Genomic DNA, 22,310 nt, shown 5'->3' with positions numbered 1-22,310 from the left:
ATCGGCACCCCGCCGGTTACACCAGGTGCGACGACGTGAGCTCCCGTTCCATCGAGGGCGAGAACCCGTTGCACCGTCCGAGCGCGACGGGCACCGGACGCAGCGGTCGCGCACCGGCGTCACGCACGCCGGGGGAGCGGGCCGGGACCCGTCCGGCTCGTGTCCTCATTGGCCGGTGGCGCCGTCGATCCGCTCGCGGAGCAGGTCGGCGTGCCCGTTGTGGCGCGCGTACTCGGCGATCATGGCGACCAGGATCCGGCGCAGCGAAACGGGCTGCCCGGTGGCGCGGTGCACGCCGGTCTGGTCCAGCGAGCGGGCGGCGGCCACGATCTCGCGGGAGCGCTCGCACTCCGCCTGCCACACGGCGAACGCCTCGTCGACGTCCCCGTCCAGATCCCCGAAGTCCTGGTCGGGGTCGTCGTCGGAGTAGTAGAGGAGAGGGACGTCCTCACCGGCGAACTGGATGCGGAACCACCACCGCTCGACACCCCCGAGGTGCCGGAGGATTCCGTGGAGGCTGAGCCCCGACGGCGGCACCCCCTTCTCCGACAGACGCTCCTTGGGGATGCCCGAACACTTGAGCGCGAACGTCGCGCGGTGCCATTCGAGGAAGGCCGTCAGTATCTCCCGCTCGTCGCCGACGAGGGGAAGGACCGGCCGGGAATCGCCGTCCCACTTCTTCGAGTAGTTCGCCTCGGGAATCTCGCTCATGGCCGCGACCCTGCCACACGGCACCGACAACTCCTTCGCCCGGGTCTCCGGCCGTCCGCCGCCGGGCCCGGTGCCGCCGGACGCGTTCGCCGGCGCGCGTTTTGTAGGAGCGCGTTTTTGTCGGAGCGCGTGGCTACTGTGCGGCGGGTGACGAAACGGTGGGGCCAGGCCGCGATCCGGGGCACCGGTGACGCCGAGCCGGGGCGCGACCGTGCCATCGCCGACGCCGGTGGCCGGGCGGCGGCCAGGCGCGCGCAGGCCGAGCAGCGGGAGGGCAGGGTCGCGGCGGGCCTGTCGGAGCTGGAGCGGTGGCTGGCCGACCAGGTCGCGCAGGGGATCGCGCAGGCCCGCCAGACGGGCCGCGCGGACTGGGACGACCTCGCCAAACGGTTGATCGACGCGCAGGCGCCCGGCGTGGCGGGGACCGTCGCCCGGCTCTCCCGGGTGCTGCACGCGGAAGACTGGCCCGGCCTTCTCCTCGGGGAGTACGCACTGCTCAACCTGCTCGCGGTCGCCCACCGCCGCGCCGCCACGTTGCCCGAGCCGCTGCGGCAGACCGTGCGTGCGCGGGTCGGCTTCCCTGTCACCAGGGAGTCCGTGCTCGCCACCGCCGCCGTACGGGACCACTGGGACGTCGTCGGCGGGCGGGACGAGGAGCAGGAGCGGCTGGTCGCGCGGCGCGTATGGCTGGCCGGCCGCAGGACGGGCCGTGCGGCGATGGTGCTGTCGTTCGCGCCGGCCGGGCAGTCGCCGGACGCGTCACTCGCGCCGGGCACGACGATCGACGCCGACCTGGCGTTCTACCCGGGAGCCTCGCCGTTGCGGGCTCTCGTGGCCGAGCAGCACGGCCTCGTCGAGGCGGGACCACCGCCGGGAACGAAGCTCTTCCGGGTGCCCGCACTGATCGCTGAGGTGCTGGCGGCCGATCCCTGGACCGATTCGTGGCCGCTGGTGCTCGCCGACGTCGTCCCCTGCCTGGACGGCCTCGCCGACGAGGAGGGGAACGCGCTGCCCCTGCATCCGTCCGCGGGCGTCCCGTGGCGGCTGCTGGCCGTCTCCGGCGGGCGGCCGGTCACGGTCGCCGCCGAGTGGACGCCGCGCGGGGTGCTCCCGCTCACCGCATGGGACGAGGAGGGCGGGGTGGTGCGGTTATGACACCGGTTCCGCCCGTGCCCGTGTTCGTGCCATGCCCGGCTGTCGCCGCGCTCCGCTTGGCCACGCTTGTGTCGCGCCTGGCCGTGCCCGTGTTGTGCCCGGTCGTCGCCGTGCCGACCTTGGGCATGCTCGTGTCGTTCCTGGTTGTCGCCGTGCGGGGCTTGGGCGTGCTCGTGTCGTTCCTGGTTGTCGCCGTGCCGGGTTTGGGCGTGCTCGCGCCGCGCGCGGTTGCCACCGTGCCGCGCGCGGTCGCGGCTGCTGGTCGCCCTGCCGCGCCCACATCTTGTCGCGCGGCACCCTCCCGGCGACCGGGTCGTCCGGCGGGTCGCCCCGGCCGCTCGCGCCGCCGTCGCCCCGGTGCGGCCGGCCTCGGCGTAGGGCATCCGGCGAAGAGGGGCGCCACGCGGAGGAGGGCCGCCCGGTGACCGGTTCGTGGGAGGAGCTGGTGTCCACCGCGCTGGTGGGGGCGGACCGCCGTGCCGTCCCGCCGGAGAGCCTGCTGGAGGAGGCGGCCGAGCAGGTGGTGAGGACGCGCGCGGGGCGGCGGCCGGGCAGGGGCAGCCCGCCGCCCCCCGCGCCGGGGGAGACGTTGCCGCCCGTGTCCGGCGCCGCCGCGAAACGGCTGACCCGGATGCTCGGCGGTGAGCAGGGCAGACTGCTCACCGAGTGGCTGGAGACGGCCGCCGCGCGGCGGGTTCGGGTCCCGGCCGAGCTGATCCCCGGGCTGCTCGACCTCGGAGCGCGGGACCGGTCGATCCGCGCGTGCCTGGGGGCGGTCACCGGAGCCCGGGGCCGTTGGCTCGCCGCTCTCAACCCCGCCTGGGCGTACCTGCTGTCCGAGCCCGCGCACGTTCCTCCGGACGAGGTGTGGGAGCTCGGCACGAGCGGGGACAGGCGGGCCTTCCTGGCCGCGCTGCGCCGCCGCGACCCCGCCGCGGCCAGGGAACTGCTGGCACGGGGCTGGGGCGCGGAGACGCCCGAGGACCGGGCCGTCTTCGTGACGATCCTGGCCGACGGGCTCGGCATGGCCGACGAGCCGTTCCTGGAGGCGGTGCTGGACGACCGGCGCCGCGAGGTGCGGCAGGCCGCCGCCGACCTCCTCACCCGCCTGCCGCAGTCGCGGATGGCCCGCCGCATGACCGCGCGGGCGCGCCGGTTCGTGACCGGGCAGGGCGCCCGGCTGCGGGCGGAGGCGCCGGCGGCCTGTGACGCCGCGATGGAGCGCGACGGCGTCCGGGTGCGGCCGCCCGCCGGCATGGAGACGCGGGGCTGGTGGCTCCAGCAGGTGGTGGCGCACACGCCGCTGTCGTTCTGGCCGGTTCATCTCGGCATGGCGCCGGACGAGATCGCCGGGGCCCGGATCGGCGAGTGGGAGCGGGAGGTCCGCATGGGCTGGACCCGGGCCGCCATCCTGCAGCGGGACACGACGTGGGCCCGCGCCCTGTTCGAGGCCGAGCCGCTGACCGACCTGCTGGCCGTGCTCCCGCCGGAGGAGCGGTCCCAGCGGGCGGCCGACCTGGTGGCGGGCCATCCCGTGGACGGCCAGATGGTCATGATGCTGGGCGGCGTGCCGCGACCGTGGGGGCCCCGGCTGGCGACGGCCGTGCTCAAGAAGATCGTCGAGACCACGCGGACGCAGCCGTGGAACGCCGGCGAGCTGATCCGGCTGGCCGGCGAGCGGTTCGACCCCGCGATGCACACGCGGGCGGCGGAGGTCCCCGAACTGGCCGCGATCCTGCGGTTCCGCTTCGACATGCTGGAGGAGCTCGCATGACCAGCGTTCTGCGTCCGCACGCGGAGGATCAGTTCGCCGACGAACTGGCCGTTCTCGCGAAGACCGACGACCGGCCGCGCCCGCCGGGCTGGCGGCTGTCGCCCTGGGCGGTGACGGCCTACGTGCTGGGGGACGGCGGTCAGATCACGCCCAAGTACATCGGACCACGCAGGATCGTCGAGGTCGCGGTGGCGACGCTCGCCACCGACAGGGCGCTGCTGCTGCTCGGCGTGCCGGGCACTGCCAAGACCTGGTTGTCCGAGCACCTCGCGGCGGCGATCAGCGGCGATTCGACCCTGCTGGTGCAGGGCACGGCGGGCACGGCGGAGGAGGCCGTCCGCTACGGATGGAACTACGCGCGGCTGCTGTCGGAGGGCCCGTCCCGTGAGGCGCTGACGCCGAGCCCGGTCATGCGTGCGATGGCGGAGGGACGGCTGGCGCGGGTCGAGGAGCTCACCCGCATGCCGTCCGACGTGCAGGACGCCCTGATCACCGTGTTGTCGGAGAAGACGCTGCCGATCCCGGAGCTGGGTGAGGAGGTGCAGGCGGCCAAGGGCTTCAACGTCATCGCCACCGCCAACGACCGCGACCGCGGGGTCAACGACCTGTCGAGCGCGCTGCGCAGGCGGTTCAACACCGTCGTGCTGCCGGTCCCGGCCACGACCGAGGAGGAGGTCGACATCGTGGCCCGGCGCGTGGCGCAGCTCGGCCGTTCCCTGGAGCTGCCGGAGACCGTGACCGGGCTGGAGGAGATCCGCCGGGTGGTGACGGTCTTCCGGGAGCTGCGGGCGGGGGTGACCGCCGACGGGCGGACCAAGGTCAAGTCGCCCAGCGGCACGCTCAGCACGGCGGAGGCGATCTCGGTCGTCACCAGCGGGATCGTGCTCGCCGCCCACTTCGGGGACGGCGTGCTGCGCCCGGCCGACGTCGCCGGCGGCATCGTCGGTGCGGTGGTCCAGGACCCGGTGTCCGATCGCGTGGTGTGGCAGGAGTACCTGGAGACCGTCGTCCGCGGCCGCGACGACTGGCACGACTTCTACCGGGCCTGCCGCGATGCCGGCTGAGATCGCCGCCGGCGCCTCGTCCGGCCCGCGAGACGGGGGCGACCGCGACGGCACCGCGAGCGGCGGTGGTCCGGGTGACCTGGGGAGTGGTGCGGGCCTCGGTCCGGCATCCGCCGGGCGCCACGGGACCCGCCGAGGCCGTGGGGGCGCGAGCGGGGACCGGGGCGTGCCGGAGGTGTGGATCCTGGGGGTGCGGCACCACGGGCCGGGATCGGCCAGGGCGGTGCGGGACGAGCTGCACCGGATCCGGCCCGATCTGGTGCTCGTCGAGGGCCCGCCCGAGGCCGACGACCTCGTCGGGCTCGCCGCCGACCCGGGCATGCGCCCGCCGGTCGCGCTCCTGGCGTACGTGCCGGGGGAGCCTGCGCGGGCCGCGTTCTGGCCGTTCGCGCAGTTCTCACCGGAATGGCAGGCGCTCGCCTACGCGGCCGGGGCGGGCGTCGAGGCTCGGTTCTGCGACCTGCCCGCCGCCCACGCTCTCGCGCTGGACGCCGACCCCGTACGCCGCGACCCCGTCGGCGAACTGGCCCGCGCAGCGGGGTACGACGACCCGGAGCGGTGGTGGGAGGACCTGATCGAGCACCGGGGTGAGGCCGGGACGCTGGACGTGGTCGCCGAGGCGATGCGGGCCGTGCGCGACGGGCACGTCGCGGAGGGCGTCGAGGCCCGGCGCGAGGCGTACATGCGCAGGACGCTGCGGAAGGCGGCGCGGGAGGGTTACGCCCGCATCGCGGTGGTCTGCGGGGCCTGGCACCTGCCCGCGCTCACCCCGTCCGCGCAGACCCCCTCTGCGCAGACCCCCTCCGCGCAGACTCCGCCCGTGCTCACCTCGCCCGCGCAGCCCCCGCCCGCGCAGACCCCGCCCGTGCTCACCGCGACGGGCCGCCGCGCCCGGGGGCCCGGCACGACGGCGCCCGAGGGGGCGCCGGGCGGGTCCGGCCGCCCGCCCTCCGCCGCCGAGGACGAGCGGCTGCTGCGCGGCCTGCCCAAGGTCAGGGTCGAGATGACGTGGGTGCCGTGGACCCACGGACGGCTCGCCGCGGGCGCGGGCTACGGCGCGGGTGTCGCCGCACCCGGGTGGTACGAGCACCTGTTCACGGCGCCCGACCGGCCGGTGGAGCGCTGGCTCGCCCGGGCCGCCGCGATCCTGCGCGAGGAGGACCTGCCCGTCTCCTCCGCGCACGTCATCGAGGCCGTACGGCTGGCCGAGGGGCTGGCGGCGCTGCGCGGCAGGCCGCTCGCCGGGCTGTCGGAGGTCACCGAGGCGGTCAGGGCGGTCCTGTGCGACGGCGACGAGCCGAAGGTCGAGCTGGTCCAGCGGCGGATGGTCGTGGGGGAGCGGCTCGGGCGGGTGCCGGAGGCCACGCCGATGGTGCCGTTGCGGCGCGACCTGCGCGACGAGCAACGGCGGCTGCGCATGAAGCCGGAGACCCTCACCGGGGAGCACGACCTGGACCTGCGCAGGCCGCTCGACCTCGGCCGCAGCCGGCTGCTGCACCGGCTCGCCCTGCTCGACGTGCCCTGGGGGACGCCCCGGCGGGCCCGGAGCAAGGGGACGTTCAAGGAGTCCTGGTCGCTGGAGTGGCGGCCGGAGCTCGACGTCGCGCTCATCGAGGCCGCCGTGTGGGGGATCACGGTCGAGGCGGCGGCGACGGCCCGCGTCCGCGACCTCGCGGACGGCGCCGGTCTGCCCGAACTGGCCGCGCTGGTCGAGCGCTGCCTGCCGGCCCACCTCCCCGGCGCGCTGCCGTACGTCCTGGCGCGGATCGAGGACCGGGCGGCGCTCGACGGCGAGGTGCGCCACCTCATGGCGGCGCTCCCCGCGCTCGTGCGGGCCCGCCGGTACGGCGACGTGCGCGGCACCGAGGGCCTCGCGGACGTCACCGAGTCGATGCTCGCCCGGATCTGCGCCGGGCTGTCCCCAGCCCTGACGGGGCTGGACGAGGACGCGGCTCGTGCGATGGCGGCGCTCGTCGACGGGGTGCACGCGGCCAGCGGGTTGATGGGCGACGCCGGGCCGACGGGGGCGGCCGGGCCGGCAGGGGGCGGGCGGTGGCTCACGACGCTGGCCGCGGTCGCCCGCCGCGACGACCTGCCGGGGCTGCTCGACGGACGCGTCGTGCGGATCCTGTTCGACGCCGACGCACTGGAGGACGACGTGGCCGCGCGCATGGCCCGGTCGATGTCGCCGGGCAACCCTCCGGCACGCTCGGCGGCGTGGATCGAGGGCTTCCTGTCCGGGGGCGGCCTGCTGCTCGTCCACGATCCGCGCCTGCTCGCCACCGTGGACGCCTGGCTGACCGGCCTGTCCTCCCAGGAGTTCGCGGACGCGCTGCCGTTGCTGCGGCGCACGTTCGGGGCGTTTCCGGCGCCCGAGCGGCGGATGATCGGCCGGCGGGTCCGCTCCGGCTCCGCGCTCCGCTCCCCGGAACCGGGTGGCGAGGCGGGGGCGGACGTGGACGAGGGGCTGGCGGCGGGAGCCGTACGGACCGTGCGGGAGATCCTGGGGCGCGAGACGGGAGGGAGGCCCTGATGGACGGCGAGGACGAGCGGCTGCGCCGCTGGCGGCTGGTGCTCGGCGGCGCGGCGGAGGGGACGCTCGAAGGAGCGGACGCCCGCATGGACGCCGCCCTCGCGGCCCTCTACGACGAGCAGGATCGGCGCGGCGCCGGCCTCGGGGTGTCGGCGCCGAGGGTGGCCCGATGGCTGGGGGACATCAGGGAGTACTTCCCCGCCAGCGTCGTGCGGGTCATGCAGAAGGACGCCATCGAGCGGCTCGACCTGACCCGGCTGCTGCTGGAGCCCGAGATGCTGGAGGCCGTCGAGCCCGACGTGCACCTGGTGGGCACGCTGCTGTCACTGGGCCGGCTCATGCCGGAGCGGGCCCGCGAGTCGGCCAGAGCGGTCGTCCGCACGGTCGTGCGGGAGCTGGAGGAACGGCTGACGCGGCGCACGCTGGCGGCCGTCGGGGGCGCGCTCGACCGCTCGGCCAGGACCCGCCGGCCGAGGAGGGCGGCCGACGTCGACTGGGACCGGACGATCCGGGCCAACCTGCGCAACTACCTGCCCGAACGGAAGACCGTCGTGCCGTCCCGGCTGGTCGGGTACGCCCGGGGGCAGCGGGCCGTGCAGCGGGAGGTCGTGCTGGCCGTCGACCAGAGCGGCTCGATGGCCGCCTCGGTGGTGTACGCGGGGGTCTTCGCCGCGGTGCTCGCCTCGATGCGTTCGCTGAAGACCTCGCTCGTGGCCTTCGACACGGCCGTGGCAGACCTCACCGACCGGCTGCGCGATCCCGTCGAGGTGCTGTTCGGCACCCAGCTCGGCGGCGGCACCGACATCAACCGGGCTGTGGCCTACTGCCAGCAGCTGATCACCCGGCCGACGGACACCATATTCCTGCTGGTCAGCGACTTGTACGAGGGCGGGTCGCGGGAGGAGATGCTGCGCAGGATCGGCGCGCTGACCGCCGCCGGAGTCCAGGTGATCGTGCTGCTCGCGCTGTCGGACGAGGGGGCGCCGCAGTACGACCACGACAACGCGGCGGCGCTGGCCGCGATGGGCGTGCCGGCCTTCGCCTGCACACCGGACGCCTTTCCCGGTCTCATGGCCGCCGCGATCGAGCGCCGGTCCTACGACCATGGTCGCATTTCCGTGCCCGGACGGTGATTTGTAATGTCCGTATCATGACTTCGGTAATGACCGCCCCGGCCGTCTTCAGCCAGCGATACCGGGCCCTGAGCGTCGGAATCGTGGCCCTGGTGATGCTTGTGGCGTTCGAGTATCTCGCGGTGGCCACCGCGATGCCGCTGATCGGCCGCGAGCTGAACGGCTACCACCTGTACGGCCTCGCGTTCAGCGGCGGCATGGCCGCCACCGTGATCGCCACCGTGCTCGGCGGACGCTGGGGTGACGCGCGGGGGCCGTTCCCGGCCCTCTGGACGGGAGTGGCGGGTTTCGTCGCCGGGCTGGCGGTCTCCGGGTTCGCGCCCACCATGGAGGTCTTCCTCGTCGGCCGGTTCCTCCAGGGGCTCGGGGGCGGCCTGTTCAACGTGGCGCTGTACGTCCTCGTCGCCCAGGCGTATCCCTCCGCCATGCACCCGCGGGTGTTCTCGGCGCTGGCGGCGGCCTGGGTGCTGCCGTCCGTGGTCGGCCCGGCGGTCACCGGGTTCGTGGCGGAGACCTGGACCTGGCGCTGGATCTTCCTGGGCGTCGCGGTGCTGTCGGTCCCCGCCGCGCTGATCATGTGGCGCGGCCTGCCCGCGACGGGCGGGCAGCCGAGGGAGGCGATGGGCCGGGCCTTCCTGCCCCGCTTCGCCTGGGGCGTGTGCGCCGCGGTCGGCGCGGCCCTGCTGCAGTACGGCAGCGGCGCGGCCGGTGCGGGCATCCCCCTGGTCGTGGCCGGGCTGGCGGTGCTCGCGCTGACGCTGCCGAGGCTGCTGCCCCCGGGGACGCTGCGCGCCGCCCGGGGCCTGCCCACCGTGGTCGCGCTGCGCGGCCTGGCCGCCGGGTCGTTCTTCGCCGCCGAGGTGTTCGTGCCGCTGATGCTGGTGCAGGAGCGGGGGCTGAACGCGGCCGAGGCCGGTCTCGCGCTCACCGGCGGGGCGCTCGCCTGGTCCCTCGGTTCATGGATTCAGGGTCGCCGGCCGCACGCGCGGGCGCTGACCATCCGTCTCGGCGCGACGCTGATCGCCGCCGGGATCTGCGTCACCGCGTCCGCCGTCATCCCCACTGTGCCCGTCCCCGTCGTGTTCGCGGGCTGGGTGGTGGCCGGGCTGGGCATCGGCATGGTCTTCCCGACGCTGTCGGTGCTGGTCCTGGAGCTGTCGGCGCCGGGGGAGGAGGGCCGCAACAGCGCGTCGCTGAGCGTCGGCGAGTCGGTCTTCTCGGTCGTCGCCGTCTCGCTGACCGGCGCGCTGCTCGCCGCGTACGGAGGCCTGCCGTGGGTCTACCTGACGTGCCTGGGCCTGCTCGTCGTCATGGCGGGCACGGCCGGACTCGTCGGCGGCCGTTTCGAGCACCGCCGCGAAGCGGGCACCATGGAGGTCTAGGGAATCCCGGAAATTTCGCGGGCGCCGTGTCCGGCCCGGCCGCAGGCGGGGATCCCGGGGAAAGAATTGAGGGGATCCGAGTGCCGCGTGTCCGGGAACTGGAGGTCTTCAGGATGACCCTGCCGTACGGCAGGCGTCCGGAGACCCTTCTGGTAAAGATCACGGACTACGGCGGCATGGTCGGCTGGGGCGAGGCCGTCGATCCCGGCGAGGCCGGCCCGCTGGAGCGGGCCCTGCCCGCGCTCGTGGGCCTCGACTGGGAGCACCCCTCGGAGCTGGGGGACAACCCCGGCGGCGCGGCCGGCGACATGGCCTGCTGGGACCTGTGGGGGCGCATGAACGGCGTCCCGCTCGCCCACGCGCTAGGCGGCAGCCGTACGTCGTTGATCGCGACCGTCAGGCTGACGGCGGACCGCTCGCTGGAGAGCATGGTCGCGCGGGTGAACCGGCACGTGTGCGCCGGCTACGGGCACGTGACGCTGGACGTCCACCCCGGCTGGGACGTGGAGCCGCTGCGCGCTGTGCGCGCCGCCTACCCCGGCCTCGCCATCGCGGTGGACGGGCGCGGCGCCTACACCGAGATCGCCCAGCTGGAGGCGCTGGACGCCTACGGGGTGGTGGCGATCGAGCGCCCGTTCAAGGACCTGCTGACCAGCGCCGACCTGCAGGACAGGGTGTCGGCCGCGGTCGCGGTCGAGGTGAGCTCGGTGGCCGAGTTCGACGAGGCGGTGAGCGTCAAGGCGGGCCGGGCGCTGCTGCTGCGCCCCGCGAAGATCGGCTCGCTCGGCGCCGTACGGCGCGCGCACGACCGCGCGGTGGAGGCCGGGTGGGACATCGTCTGCGCGGGCGGCCTCGGCGCGGGGCTCGCCCGGGCCGCGACGGTCGCCGTCGCCAGCCTGCCCGGCTGCTCCCTGCCCAGCGACGTGGCCGAGCCGCCGCGCAGCGCACAGGTGGTGCTCCCGCCGGTGGGCGCGTCCGGCGGGGTCGTCGCCGTGCCGCTCACCCAGCCCGGTCTCGGGCACAACGTGGACGAGGATCGCGTACGCCGCCTGGCCCGCGAGACCTTCCGCGTCTGACGGCTCAGCGGGCCATCGCCGAAGGCGGCGTCCCGCAGCCGTCGTCGATCGGGCTCGGCGTCCCGGGCGTGGGGAGCACGGGCGTCGGAGAGGCCATTGGCGAGTGCCGGTGCCGGCGCGGGGCGGCGGCGGGCGAGGAGCCGGCCGGCGCGGCGGACGGGCCGGCCTCGTCGCGGATCGAGGTGCGGATCGGGGCGCGGACCGAGGCGCGGATCGCCCTGGCCGTGAGCAACCGGATCCGGTCCCAGTCGGGATAAGCGGTGCTGATCAGGGGCGGCACGAACTGCAGGCTGTCGATCGCGGCGTGCTTGACCTTCCATGCCAGCGGCACCAGGTGCTCCAGCATGGATCGGGGCATGTCGGTGCGGAGGAGCCCGCGCGTGGCCGCCGCGATCTCGGTGAACCTCGTCAGCACCGTGGCCGGGTCGGCCTGGGAGAGCAGGGCCCCGAGGACGCACCGCTGCCGGTGCATGCGGTCGAAGTCGTCGCTGCCGGTGCGGGAGCGGGCGTACCACAGCGCCTCGGTGCCGGTCAGCCGCCGGGTGCCCGCCCTGACCACGCCCTCGTCGTACAGGCCGTACACGATGTCGCGGTCCACCGCCACCACGAGCCCGCCGAGGGCGTCGATCATCTTCGCGAAGCCCCAGATGTTGACCAGCGCGTACCAGTCGATCCGCAGGCCCAGGGTGTGACCGACCGTCTCCTTGAGCACCTCGGCGCCCATGTGCCGCCGCCCGCCGAACAGTTCGGGATGGTCGTCGGCGTACTGCCACACCGAGAACAGCAGGTCCTCGCGCCAGCCGGGACGGGACTCCGGCAGCTGGAACCCCAAGGGGAACCGGGCCGCCATGGGGCTGCCCGGGGGGAAGCGGACGTGCTCGAGGTTGCGGGGCAGCCCGAGCAGCACCGTGTTGCCGGTCCGCACGTCCACGCTGGCGACGTTGATGCTGTCGGTGCGCATCCCGATCCGGTTGTCGCCCCAGTCGCCGCCCAGCAGGAGCACGTTGACCCGGTCGCGGCCCGCCCAGGGGTCGTCCCGGCGTACGGCGCCGCCCACGTGGCCGGACCCGTCCGGCGCGGCGAAGAGCGAGTCGAGGGTCTGCTCGGACACGCGGACGTACCGCGCGGCGACCGCGAACGGCACCGCGACGGCGACCGCGAGCACCCCCGCGACCAGGCCGGTGAGGACTTGCCCGGAGCGGGGCAGCCGCCCGGGACGCAGGACGACGTAGGAGCGGACGACCAGGCAGAACCAGGCGACGGCACAGGCCGCGAACACCAGTGAGATCTGGCTCAGCCAGCCCAGGGCGTGCCCGGCGAGGCCCGCGTCGGCGCCCGCGGCCACGACCGCGACGGAGACGGCCACGGTCAGGTAGCCGCCGAGCAGGAGCAGCCCGGTGCGCCACCGGCCCGCCCGCAGGTGCGCCGCGCCGGGCAGCACCGCCGACAGCGCCACCCAGCCGATGAGCGCGGCGGCTCTCCGTGCCGGCCCGCCGCGACGCGCCGGCGGCGGCGCGGCGCCCTTCCGGGGCGCCAGATCAGGGGTGACCACGCGTCAATTGAAGCGACGCGGGCCGCGGAAAACCGGCGACCGGCCCGGGCCGGAGCAGTCCATACCGGCATTTGACCAGAACTCGACCCGGGACTCGCCCTACCAGGGGAAGGCGAACAGGCCGTAGTAGGCGGCGGTCAGCAGCAGCAGCGCGGTCCCGCCGAGCACGCCGGCGAGGACGCTCTTCTGCCAGAGCGTCGGCTCCCACCCGTCCCGCAGGCCGCCCACCACCGCCGCGAACGCCGTGACCGTCTGCACGAGCATCACGATGGCCAGCAGCCGTACGACCAGCCACCCGGCCTGCACGGCGGGCCAGGCGCCGGCCTGGTTGACGGAGAACAGCACGATGAGCGTGATGAAGGCCATGACGGCGGCCAGCTCGCCGAGCCCGGTCCACGCCATCCGGCGCAGCCGGCGCCTGAGGGCGGGCCACAGGTGGACCCTGGCCTGCAGTCGCAGGTCGCGCCCGCGCAGCCGGACGACCATCTCGGTGACCGGCGCCGCGACGTATCCGACCGCGGCCAGGCAGAGCGTGAGCCACAGGATGGTGCTGTCCCCCCACCACGGCGCGGCGGGCACGTCGCTCGCCTCGAAGCGCTGCACCGGGGTCGCCCCCGCGATCGGCACCGGGGACCTGGCCGTACGCGGCAGGTCCTTGATCCAGTTCGCCAGCGTCGGCAGGTAGTCCGCCGCGTACGGCCCGCCGCGGATCCGCATCGCGTGGTCGGCCCCCGCGAGGAAGCGGATTGTGTAGTCGGTGTTGCCGCTCCGCGTCAGGGCGCCGGTGAGCGTCTCGGTGCTCTCGACGAAGGGGATGGACGGGTCGTCGGTGCCGTACAACGCGAGGACGGGCTGGCTGATCCCGCGCAGGGCGGGCACCCCGTCGTAGCGCAGGAAGTCGAAGCCGACCCCGCCCATCACCCGCGTGAGCAGATCGCGCACGCCGGTCGGGGCGTGCAGGCGCAGCAGTTGCTCGTTCAGCGCCCAGGCGACCTGGCGCAGCGGCGAGACGTTGGGGGAGGAGACCAGGACCGCGAACGCGGCCTGCGGATCGCGGGCGGCGGCGACGGGGACGACCCAGCCGCCCTCGCTGACCCCCCACAGGCCGGCCCGCGCCGGGTCGACGTCCGGCCGCTCGCGCAGCACCCGCAGCATGCGCAGGGCGTCGTCGGCGAGCAGCCCGAAGTCGCGGCTGCGGAAGGAGTAGCCCACCGTCCGCTTGTCGTACGCCAGCGTCACGATGCCCGCCCGGGCCAGCCACTCGGCCTGCTGGGTGAACTCCCCGCCGTCGCCCGACCCCGAGCCCTGCACGAACACCATCGCCGGGTGGCGCCCCGGGGACAGGGGCGCCCTGATCGTCGCCTTCAACGTCTCGTTCTTCGCCGGAACGAGGATCGTCTCGGTACGGAACCTGTCGGTGCGGGCGACCGGGCGCACTTCGGCGGCCGGCTGCGGAGGTATCTCGCGGAACAGGGGCGAATCGGGCAGAGGTGGGGGGTCGAAGGCCGGAGGGGAGAGCAGGTGGCCGACGGCGGCGAGCATCACCATCAGCACACCGGCGATCACTCCGAGAGTGCCCCGGCCGACGTTCATGAGGCGCTCCCCCATGCGTGCGCGCGATACCGAATCCAGGCTAAGTCATTACTCGCTATTTACGATGCGCACCAGAGGGGTGGTTGGGGCCGCGTTTGTCGGCGGGACCTGTTAGCTTCCTGCGACATGCGTGTCCTGCACAGCTCCGACTGGCATCTGGGCCGGTCGTTCCACCGCGAGAGCCTGCTCGGCGCCCAGGCGGCGTTCGTCGACCACCTGGTCGAGACCGTGCGGGCCGAGCGCGTGGACGCCGTCGTGGTCTCCGGCGACGTCTACGACCGGGCCCTGCCGCCAGTCGACGCGGTCGCGCTGTGCAACGAGGCGCTGGCCAGGCTCAAGGCCCTCGGCGTGCACACCGTGCTGATCAGCGGCAACCACGACTCCGCCGTACGGCTGGGCTTCGGCGCCGACCTCATGAAGCGGGTGCATCTGCGCACCGACCCCGGCCGGGCCTGGGAGCCGATCATGATCGGCGACGTGGCGTTCTTCGGCATCCCCTATCTGGAGCCCGAGCTCGTCCGGGGGCCGTGGGAGCTGGCCGAGCGCAGCCACACCGCCGCGGTCTCGTACGCGATGGAGCGTGTCCGGGCGCATCCGGCGGCGCGCAAGGTGGTGCTCGCGCACGCCTTCGTGACCGGGGGAGAGGCGAGCGACAGCGAGCGGGACATCAGTGTCGGCGGCGTCTCCCACGTGCCGCTGAGCGCCTTCGCCGGGGTCGACTACGCGGCGCTCGGCCATCTGCACGGGCGCCAGGTGATGAGCGAGACCGTCCGCTACAGCGGATCGCCGATCGCCTATTCCTTCTCCGAGGCCGGCCACACCAAGGGTTCCTGGCTGGTCGACCTCGCCACCGGCGGGACGGAGTTCGTCCCCGCCCCCGTGCCCCGGCCGGTGAGCACGGTGCGGGGCCGCATCGAGGACCTGCTGACCGACGCCCGCTACGACCGGTACGAGGACCACTGGCTGCAGGTGACGCTGACCGATCCGGTGCGGCCGCGCGAGGCGATGGAGCGCCTGCGCCGGCGCTTCCCGCACGCGCTGGCGCTCGCCTTCGAGCCGGACGGCGTGGCGCGGGGACCGGTGGCCCGGGCGAGGATCGCCAGCAGGCCCGAGATCGAGGTGGCGCTCGACTTCGTCCGAGAGGTCCGCGGCGAGCCCGCCGACGACGACGAACGGCGTCTGCTGGAGGAGGCGGTCGAGGCGTGCCGCATCAAGGAGAGCGCATGAGGGGCCTGTCCGCGCGGGTGGCGGTGTGGGGGCGCGGGCCCGGTCCGTGGACGAGTTCGGAGGTCCGGTGAGGCTGCATCGGCTGCGCCTGGTCGCGTTCGGGTCGTTCCCCGGGACGGAGGAGGTCGACTTCGACGCGCTCGGCGAGGCGGGCCTGTTCCTGATCCACGGGCCGACCGGCGCCGGGAAGACGACCGTCCTCGACGCCGTCTGCTACGCCCTCTACGGCAAGGTGCCCGGACAGCGGGAGAGCGCCCGGAGCCTGCGCTGCGACCACGCGCCGCCCGACCGGGGGCCGTCGGTGACGCTGGAGGTGACGATCCGGGGCAGGCGCCTGCGCATCACCCGTTCGCCCGCCTGGATGCGGCCGAAGCTGAGGGGCTCGGGCCTGGTGGAGGAGAAGGCGAAAGCCCTGGTCGAGGAGCTCGTCGAGGAGCTGACCGAGCCCGGCGGGCGGTGGATCGCGCGCAGCACCCGCAGCGACGAGGCCGGCGACCTCGTGAACACGCTGACCGGCATGACCATGGCGCAGTTCTGCCAGGTCGCGATGTTGCCGCAGGGCGAGTTCGCGAAGTTCCTGCGAGCCGGCGGCGAGGAGCGGCGGGAACTGCTCGAACGGCTCTTCTCCGTGCGGGTGTTCGGCGACGTGGAGCGGTGGCTCGCCGACCACCGGACGCGCACCTGGCGGGATGCGCAGGAGCTGGGCCAGCGGGTCGAGTCGGTGCTCGACCGCATGCGCGGCGCGGCCGGAGACGACCTGCCCCTGCCCGAGGACGCCGCCGAGCCCGCCGCCTGGTCGCGGGAGGTGCTCGACCTCGCCCGCGGCGCGCTCGCCGACGCGGTCGCGGCCGGCACGGCGAGCCATGAGGCGCTGCTGTCCGCCCGCGCCCGCCTGGAGGAGGGCCGGTCCCTGGCCGACCGGCAGCGCAGGCACGCCGCCGCCCTCGCCCGGCGGCAGGAGCTCGACGCGGCGGCCGACGAGCGGTCGGACCTGGAGGCCATGCTCGACGAGGCCGCGCGGGCCGACCGAGTGGCGCCGCTGATCCGGCAGGCCGGCCAGCGGGCGGAGACCGCGGCCAAGGCGCGGCGGCTGGCCGCCGACGCCACGCTCCGCGCGCTTCCTGGCCTCGCGGCGTCACGCGCCCTCGCGGGACCGGGCGTGGACCCGGGTGAGGAGCCCGAGGGAGGCAATCCCGAGCGGCTGGCCGCGCTGGAGCGGGAACGGCGCGACGAGGTCGCCCGGGTGCGCCAGATCCTCCCGGAGGAAGCGCGCCTCCGGCGGCTTCGCGACGAGCGCGCGGACGCCGAACGCGGGCTCGCCGAGCTGACCGAGGAGGAGGCCGGGCTGACGCGACGGCTGGCGGCCCTGCCGGCCGAGCGGCTCGACGTCGAGGAACGGCTCGCCCGGGCGCGTACGGCGGCGGCGAGCCTGCCGGGCCTCACGGCCGCCAGGGACGCCGCGCAGCGGTCGTGGGAGGTCACCGAGCAGGCCGCGCTGCTGGACGCCGAACTGACGCGGCTCGCCGAGGAGGAGGCGCGGGCGGGGGCCGCGCAGGCGGAGCTGCCCGCGCTGCTGGCCGGCGCCGAGGAACGGCTCAGGGGTTTACGCGACATGGCCGCGCGCGTCCCCGCCCTGGAGGCCGCCGCCCACCTGGCGGAGGAGCGTCTGGAGGCCGCGCGGCTGCGTGACACGCTGACCGCCGAGCTGGAGGCGGCCGAGCACGACCGGCGCGCGGCCGTCGACCTGGCCCAGGAACGCAGGGACCGGCTCCAGGAGGTCCGCCAGGCCAGGATCGACGGCATGGCCGCCGAACTGGCGGCGGGGCTCGTCGCCGGGGAGCCCTGCGACGTCTGCGGCGCCACCGAACATCCGCGTCCCGCCGCGCCCGCGGCACGGGCCGCGACCGCGGACGACGAGCAGGCCGCGCAGGAGGCGTTCGAAGCCGCCCAGCGGGCTCGTGAGGAGGCGGAGGCGACCGTCGCCGCGCTCTCGTCGCGGCTCGGCGACGCGGCGGCCCGCGCCGGGGACCTGTCCCGGGACGACGCGTCCGCCGCCCTCGCGGACGCCCGCGAGGAGCTGTCGCGGCTGCGCGCGGCGGAGACGGCGGTCGCGGCCGCCGAGGCGGAGGCCGGGCGGCTCACGGCGGAGCTGGAGTCGGCCCGCGACCGGGCCGCGGAGCTGAGCGGGCTGCTGACCGAGACCAGGACCAGGAGGGACGCCCTGCTCGCGGAGGGCGAGCGGCTCGCCGCCGGCCTGGAGGGCGACCTCGCGACGGCGGAGGCGGACCTGGAACGCGCCCGGTCCCTCGCCGTGTCCGAGGCGGAGCTGGCCGCCCGCGCCACCCGGCTCGCGGCGGAGCTGGAGGAGCTGGGCACACGGGCCGCGCGCACCGGCGCGGCGGTCGCGGAGGCGCGGGCGCACCGGGACAGGCTGGTGGCCGACGAGCGCAGGCTGGCCGAGGTGATCGACGCCGCCCGCGGCGAGGACGCCTCGCTCGCCGCCCGTCTCGATCGGCTCGAGGAGGAGGCGGACCTGCTCAGGGAGGCCGCCGAGGCGGCGGTCGCGGCGGCCGCCGCCGACCGCGAGAGCCGGGCGGCGCTGGCGGAGGCGGACAGGGCCGCCGCCGAGGAGGGGTTCGCGAGCCCGGAGCACGCGGCCGCCGCCGTCCGCGCGCCGGAGGACCGGGAGGCGATGTCCGAGCGGCTGGGTCACCTGGACGCCGAGCGCGCCACGATCGAGGGGCTGCTCGCCGACCCCGAGCTGGTGACGGCGGCGGCCCAGCCTGCCGCGGACCTGCCCGAGCTGGAGGCCGGCCACGAGCGGGCCGAGCGGGACCACGCCGTCCGCACCTCGGCGCGTGACCGGGCGCGGGGCAGGCTCGACCAGCTCACGGGGCTCGCCGGCGAACTGGACGCCGCGCTGCGCGCCTACCGGCCGGCCGAGGAGCGTCACCGTCTGGCGCGCCGGCTCGCCGAGCTGGCGACCGGAACGTCCGGCGACAACCGGTGGCACATGAGGCTGTCGGCGTACGTGCTGGGGGAGCGGCTCCGCCAGGTCGTCGACGCGGCGAACGAGCGCCTCGACCGCATGTCGAGCGGCCGCTATCTGCTGCGGCACGACCTGAGCCGGTCCGCGGGCGACCGGGGGCGGTCGGGCGGCGGGCTGGGCCTGCGCGTGCTCGACGCCTGGACCGGCGTGGAACGCGACCCCGCCACGCTCTCCGGCGGCGAGAGCTTCATCACCTCGCTCGCCCTGGCGCTGGGCCTGGCCGACGTGGTCACGGCGGAGGCGGGCGGCGCGGAGATCGGCAGCCTCTTCGTGGACGAGGGCTTCGGCACGCTCGACGACGAGACGCTCGACGACGTGCTCGACATCCTCGACGGCCTGCGCGAGGGCGGCCGTGCCGTCGGTGTCGTCAGCCACGTGGCCGAACTGCGGGTGCGCATCCCCGCTCAGCTCCGCGTGCTCAAGGGCCGTTCCGGCTCCACCCTGTCGCACCGCTGACCGGGGTGAACCCGTACCTGCTCTTGGGGGCCGAAGGCCGGCGCGGGTCAGCTCGGCTGGTAGGTGCTCTCCTTGTCCGGAACGGTGAGCCGGACCTTGGTTTCCCAGGACGAGAAACGCATGTCGGTGCGGCTGCTCATCGCTTCCGTCGGATAGTCCGGATCGGCGAAGGTCGTGTAGAGCCGGGTCGGCAGGCCTTTCCGGTCCGTCCACAACCGCCAGTGGACCTTCAGCTCGGCCTCTCGCCGGGTGGGCTTCATCTCGGGCTGCGCGCGCAGGGACGGCGAGGCCTTGTACAGCGTGCCCAGGGTGACGGCACCCTGGTAGACCCCGCCGGTCCGCTTGGTCGTGGTGGCTCGCCGAACAGGCGAGTCGCCGGCCGCAGGTCACCGTTCCTGGTGCGGCCGGAGCGGTTCACCAGAGCGTGAGCGACCGGGTCAGGATGCCGGCGAGGTCCTCCTCCGCGACGGGCCTGGGCGAGGTGGTGAGCAGCCGCTGCTGCTTCATCGCCCCCTCCACCAGCGCCGGCACGTCGCTGTCCGCGTACCCGACGCCGCCGATGCCGTTCGGCATGCCGACGTCGCGCATGAGCGCGGTCAGCACGGCGGGCAGGAAGTCCGCCGGGTCGTCCGGCGTGGCCGCCGTGGGGTCGAGCAGCCCGGCCGCGCGCAGGTGCCGCGCCGGGTCCGCCTCGAAGGTGAACCGGAACGCCTCCGGCGCGGTCAGCGCCACGGCCATGCCGTGCGGGACCATCGGTTCGCCACCGGGATAGCCGGCCGGGTGGAAGTCCTTCACCCGCCCGGCGATCGGATAGGCGTTGGCGTGCGGGATGTGCACGCCCGCGTTGCCGAACCCCAGCCCCGCGAACGTCGCCGCCAGCGCCATCGCGCCCCTCGCCTCCGCGTCGTCGCCGTGCCGTACGGCCGTGCGGAACGAGCCGGCGAGCAGCCGGAGCGCCTGCTCCGACCACATGTCCGCCACCGGGTTCGACCCGCAGTACGGCACGCGCTCCTCCGGCCGCCTGCGCTCGTAGGAGGTGTACGGCCGGGCGGTGTAGCTCTCCAGGGCGTGACAGAGGATGTCCATCCCCGCCGCGGCGGTCACCTCGGGCGGCTGCGTCATCGTGAGGCCGGGATCCACGACCGCCAGCACCGGGCGGAGGCGGGCGTGGCTGATCCCCGTCTTGACCTTGAGGCCGAGCACGTCGAGCACGCAGATGGTGGTGCTCTCCGAACCGGTGCCCGTGGTCGTGGGCACCGCGACCAGCGGCTTGAGCGGCCGCGAGGGGGCGCGTCCGGCGCCGATCGGCGCGTTGACGTAGTCCATCAGCTCGCCCGGGTTGGTCGTCAGCAGGTTGACGGCCTTGGCCGTGTCGATGCTCGACCCGCCGCCGACCGCCACGAAGGCGTCCCACGGGCCGCTCGCGCGGGCGTGCCCGATCGCCGCGAGCACGCTCTCGTCGGTGGGCTCGACGTGGACGCCGTCGTACACCTCCGCGTGCATGCCGAACCCGGCGATCTGTTCCGCGATCCGCGCCGGAGCGCCCGTCGCCGCCACGCCGGCGTCGGTCATCACCAGCACGCGGCGCACGCCGTACTGCCCGAGGTCGAAGCCGATCTCGGCGGACGCGCCGGGGCCGAACTTGAGCGCGGGCGCGCCGTACGTGAAGACGGACTCGGGGTTGCTCGGGACGATCACGATCGCTGGCCTTCCATCCGGGGGCTCATGCGGGCACGCGCGATGCCGGTGCGGGGGCGTTCCCGATGGGAACCTGGCATGTAGCATGCTGCATGTCAATGCGCCGCCGGGACGCGGGCGGGCTCACGACCCTCGGAGGGGTGGTCAGACGGTGCGAGCGGTCGCGGGCACGTCCAGTCTCACCGAGCAGGTCGTCGAGGCGGTCAGGGAGGCCATCCACTCGGGCGAACTGCGGCCCGGGGAGCTGTATTCGGTCTACCGCCTGGCCGGGCAGCTCAACGTCTCCCGCACCCCCGTACGCGAGGCGATGCTCCGGCTGGCCGAGGCCGGCCTGGTGCGGTTCGAGCGGAGCCGGGGTTTCCGGGTGCTGCGCCGCGACCCCCGGGAGATCGCCGAGGTGTTCCACCTGCGGCTGCTGCTGGAGGTGCCCGCGACGAGGCGGGCGGCGCGCCACGCCGGTCCCGGCCTCGCCCGTGTCCTGCGCGAGGAACTGGACGCGATGCGCGCCGCGGCGGCCGACCACGACGAGCCGCGTTTCATGCGGCACGACCGGGCCTTCCACGACGCGATCCTCGCCGCGGGAGCCAACCGGCGGCTCGCCGGGGTCGTCGCCGGGCTCAGGGACGCCACGGTGACGCTAGGCGCCTCCACCGTCGACCGCTCCCGCTCGCTGGCGGACGTCGCCGCGGAGCACGAGCCCATCCTCGCCGCCGTCCTCGCGGGCGACGCGGACGCCGCCGCCGCGGCGATGCGCGGTCATGTGGCGCACACCGGCGAGTTGCTCGTGGCCCAGGCCGCCGCGGAGAACGGCCGGCCCGCCGAACCCGCCGACATCGCCCTCATCCACGAGGCGCTGAGCGAATCTACGACGTAAAGGACCGCACGGATCACACTTCACCCGCATGATCGGGATATGAGCGAGAACCGATCGGCAGGAGACGTCGTCATCCCTCGCCGGGACGACCTGGAGAACGCCAGGCAGGTGATCCGCGCGCACCTTCGTCCCACTCCGGTGGACCCGGGCGCGGGCACGCCCGGCGACCCCGGGCTGAAGCTGGAGAGCCTGCAGCCCACGGGGTCGTTCAAGGTCCGGGGCGCGCTGAACGCCGTGGCCGCCGCGCCGGGCACCCGCGTGGTGACGGCGTCGGCCGGCAACCACGGGCTGGGCGTCGCCTACGCGGCCGGGAGGCTCGGCCGGCGGGCGACGGTGGTGGTTCCGGAGACCGCCTCGGTCGCGAAGGTGGACGGGCTGCGCCGCCTGCACGTGGACCTGGTGCGCACGGGTGACGGTTTCGACGAGGCGGAGGAACACGCGCTCGCGCTCGCCGAGGCGCCGGGCTGCCACTACATATCGGCCTACAACGATCCGTACGTCATCGCGGGCCAAGGCACGATCGGCCACGAGCTGGACGAGCAGTTCGACGGCCCGCTGACCGTGGTGTGCGCGATCGGCGGCGGAGGGCTCGCGTCCGGGCTGGGGCTGTGGGCGGCGGGCCGCGCGGACGTGCGCGTCGTCGGAGTGGAGGCCGCGGCCTCCACCGCCGTGTCCGCGGCGGTCGCCGCGGGCCGTCGCGTGCCCGTCGAGGTCGGCCTGACCCTCGCCGACGGCCTCGCCGGGAACATCGAGCCGGGTTCGGCCACCATCGGCCTCGTCGCGCGACATGTGCACCAACTGGTCACGGTGACCGAGGACGAGATCCGAGCCGCGCTGCGCTACCTGGCCGCGGAGCGCGGACACGTGGCCGAGGGCGCCGGAGCGGTACCGGTCGCCGCCCTGCTCGCCGGGAAGGTCGCCGTGCACGGACGGGTCGTGGCGGTGGTCTCGGGCCGCAACATCACCCCCGCCGCGCTCGCCGCCGTCCTCGCCGCCGGCGAGGCGGCACCGGCCGCGTCGTGACCCCACAGGC

At 75.1% G+C, this 22,310-nt stretch carries 16 protein-coding genes; 11 read left to right on the top strand and 5 right to left on the bottom strand.

Annotated elements, in window-relative coordinates; genetic code table 11:
• Window positions 1-165: 165 nt before the first annotated feature.
• On the bottom strand, window positions 166-711 hold the full coding sequence (locus ACWEQG_RS06310) for a DinB family protein (protein ID WP_363472071.1): 546 nt from the start codon (window positions 709-711) through the stop codon (window positions 166-168).
• Between the two features lie 147 nt (window positions 712-858).
• Between ACWEQG_RS06310 and ACWEQG_RS06305 the strand changes: the two genes are divergently transcribed.
• The 7 genes from ACWEQG_RS06305 (at window position 859) to ACWEQG_RS06275 (ending at window position 10,828) form a co-directional block, all read left to right on the top strand.
• A complete protein-coding gene (locus ACWEQG_RS06305) occupies window positions 859-1,866 on the top strand; it encodes an SWIM zinc finger family protein (RefSeq protein WP_452282244.1) in 1,008 nt (335 codons plus the stop codon).
• A 421-nt stretch (window positions 1,867-2,287) separates the two neighbouring features.
• Window positions 2,288-3,640, top strand: coding sequence for a DUF5691 domain-containing protein (locus ACWEQG_RS06300; RefSeq protein WP_452282242.1), 1,353 nt, complete (start codon window positions 2,288-2,290; stop codon window positions 3,638-3,640).
• The gene (locus ACWEQG_RS06295) at window positions 3,637-4,704 is read left to right on the top strand and encodes an ATP-binding protein (RefSeq protein ID WP_452282240.1); all 1,068 of its coding nucleotides are present in this window, start codon (window positions 3,637-3,639) and stop codon (window positions 4,702-4,704) included. Before ACWEQG_RS06300 ends, ACWEQG_RS06295 begins: the two co-directional genes overlap by 4 nt.
• A 166-nt stretch (window positions 4,705-4,870) precedes the next feature.
• Window positions 4,871-7,237: a DUF5682 family protein gene (locus ACWEQG_RS06290; RefSeq protein ID WP_452282238.1), complete on the top strand. Its 2,367-nt coding sequence runs from the start codon at window positions 4,871-4,873 to the stop codon at window positions 7,235-7,237.
• Window positions 7,237-8,370, top strand: coding sequence for a VWA domain-containing protein (locus ACWEQG_RS06285; RefSeq protein WP_452282236.1), 1,134 nt, complete (start codon window positions 7,237-7,239; stop codon window positions 8,368-8,370). Before ACWEQG_RS06290 ends, ACWEQG_RS06285 begins: the two co-directional genes overlap by 1 nt.
• A 17-nt stretch (window positions 8,371-8,387) precedes the next feature.
• A complete protein-coding gene (locus ACWEQG_RS06280) occupies window positions 8,388-9,752 on the top strand; it encodes an MFS transporter (protein WP_452282234.1) in 1,365 nt (454 codons plus the stop codon).
• Window positions 9,753-9,832: 80 nt separating this feature from the next.
• Window positions 9,833-10,828: an enolase C-terminal domain-like protein gene (locus ACWEQG_RS06275; protein WP_452282232.1), complete on the top strand. Its 996-nt coding sequence runs from the start codon at window positions 9,833-9,835 to the stop codon at window positions 10,826-10,828.
• Between the two features lie 4 nt (window positions 10,829-10,832).
• Here ACWEQG_RS06275 and ACWEQG_RS06270 read toward each other — a convergent pair whose 3' ends face one another.
• Together ACWEQG_RS06270 and ACWEQG_RS06265 are read right to left on the bottom strand one after the other, a co-directional pair.
• Window positions 10,833-12,380 (bottom strand): LCP family protein, encoded by a 1,548-nt coding sequence (locus ACWEQG_RS06270; protein WP_452282230.1) that lies wholly within the window; start codon window positions 12,378-12,380, stop codon window positions 10,833-10,835.
• Window positions 12,381-12,479: 99 nt separating this feature from the next.
• Window positions 12,480-13,973 carry an alpha/beta hydrolase family protein gene (locus ACWEQG_RS06265; protein ID WP_452282229.1) on the bottom strand — a complete coding sequence of 498 codons (1,494 nt, stop codon included), beginning with the start codon at window positions 13,971-13,973 and terminating at the stop codon, window positions 12,480-12,482.
• Window positions 13,974-14,099: 126 nt separating this feature from the next.
• Between ACWEQG_RS06265 and ACWEQG_RS06260 the strand changes: the two genes are divergently transcribed.
• Together ACWEQG_RS06260 and ACWEQG_RS06255 are read left to right on the top strand one after the other, a co-directional pair.
• On the top strand, window positions 14,100-15,200 hold the full coding sequence (locus ACWEQG_RS06260) for an exonuclease SbcCD subunit D (protein ID WP_452282227.1): 1,101 nt from the start codon (window positions 14,100-14,102) through the stop codon (window positions 15,198-15,200).
• Between the two features lie 67 nt (window positions 15,201-15,267).
• A complete protein-coding gene (locus tag ACWEQG_RS06255) occupies window positions 15,268-18,705 on the top strand; it encodes an AAA family ATPase (protein ID WP_452282225.1) in 3,438 nt (1,145 codons plus the stop codon).
• 47 nt (window positions 18,706-18,752) lie between these two features.
• On the opposite strand, the gene ACWEQG_RS06250 is transcribed toward ACWEQG_RS06255, so the two are convergent.
• Both ACWEQG_RS06250 and ACWEQG_RS06245 read right to left on the bottom strand, forming a co-directional pair.
• Complete coding sequence (locus tag ACWEQG_RS06250; RefSeq protein ID WP_452282223.1) at window positions 18,753-18,965, bottom strand: hypothetical protein; 213 nt, start codon at window positions 18,963-18,965, stop codon at window positions 18,753-18,755.
• Between the two features lie 154 nt (window positions 18,966-19,119).
• A complete protein-coding gene (locus ACWEQG_RS06245) occupies window positions 19,120-20,403 on the bottom strand; it encodes a hydroxyacid-oxoacid transhydrogenase (RefSeq protein ID WP_452282221.1) in 1,284 nt (427 codons plus the stop codon).
• A gap of 151 nt (window positions 20,404-20,554) precedes the next feature.
• Between ACWEQG_RS06245 and ACWEQG_RS06240 the strand changes: the two genes are divergently transcribed.
• Window positions 20,555-21,277, top strand: a complete 723-nt coding sequence (locus tag ACWEQG_RS06240) for a GntR family transcriptional regulator (RefSeq protein WP_452282219.1) — start codon at window positions 20,555-20,557, stop codon at window positions 21,275-21,277.
• A 39-nt stretch (window positions 21,278-21,316) separates the two neighbouring features.
• On the top strand, window positions 21,317-22,300 hold the full coding sequence (locus tag ACWEQG_RS06235) for a threonine ammonia-lyase (protein WP_452282217.1): 984 nt from the start codon (window positions 21,317-21,319) through the stop codon (window positions 22,298-22,300).
• Window positions 22,301-22,310: the final 10 nt, after the last annotated feature.

The sequence above is a fragment of the Microbispora sp. NPDC004025 genome, from assembly GCF_053604425.1.
Note: the sequence above shows the minus strand (reverse complement) of the source record. Positions and strands in the feature narration are given on the sequence as shown.

Bases quoted from the DNA above. Each gene is read 5' to 3' on its own strand.
- ACWEQG_RS06310 (WP_363472071.1), bottom strand. From the start codon at position 711: ATGAGCGAGATTCCCGAGGCGAACTACTCGAAGAAGTGGGACGGCGAT.
- ACWEQG_RS06295 (WP_452282240.1), top strand. From the start codon at position 3,637: ATGACCAGCGTTCTGCGTCCGCACGCGGAGGATCAGTTCGCCGACGAA.
- ACWEQG_RS06285 (WP_452282236.1), top strand. From the start codon at position 7,237: ATGGACGGCGAGGACGAGCGGCTGCGCCGCTGGCGGCTGGTGCTCGGC.
- ACWEQG_RS06280 (WP_452282234.1), top strand. From the start codon at position 8,388: ATGACTTCGGTAATGACCGCCCCGGCCGTCTTCAGCCAGCGATACCGG.
- ACWEQG_RS06265 (WP_452282229.1), bottom strand. From the start codon at position 13,973: ATGAACGTCGGCCGGGGCACTCTCGGAGTGATCGCCGGTGTGCTGATG.
- ACWEQG_RS06260 (WP_452282227.1), top strand. From the start codon at position 14,100: ATGCGTGTCCTGCACAGCTCCGACTGGCATCTGGGCCGGTCGTTCCAC.
- ACWEQG_RS06250 (WP_452282223.1), bottom strand. From the start codon at position 18,965: ATGAAGCCCACCCGGCGAGAGGCCGAGCTGAAGGTCCACTGGCGGTTG.
- ACWEQG_RS06235 (WP_452282217.1), top strand. From the start codon at position 21,317: ATGAGCGAGAACCGATCGGCAGGAGACGTCGTCATCCCTCGCCGGGAC.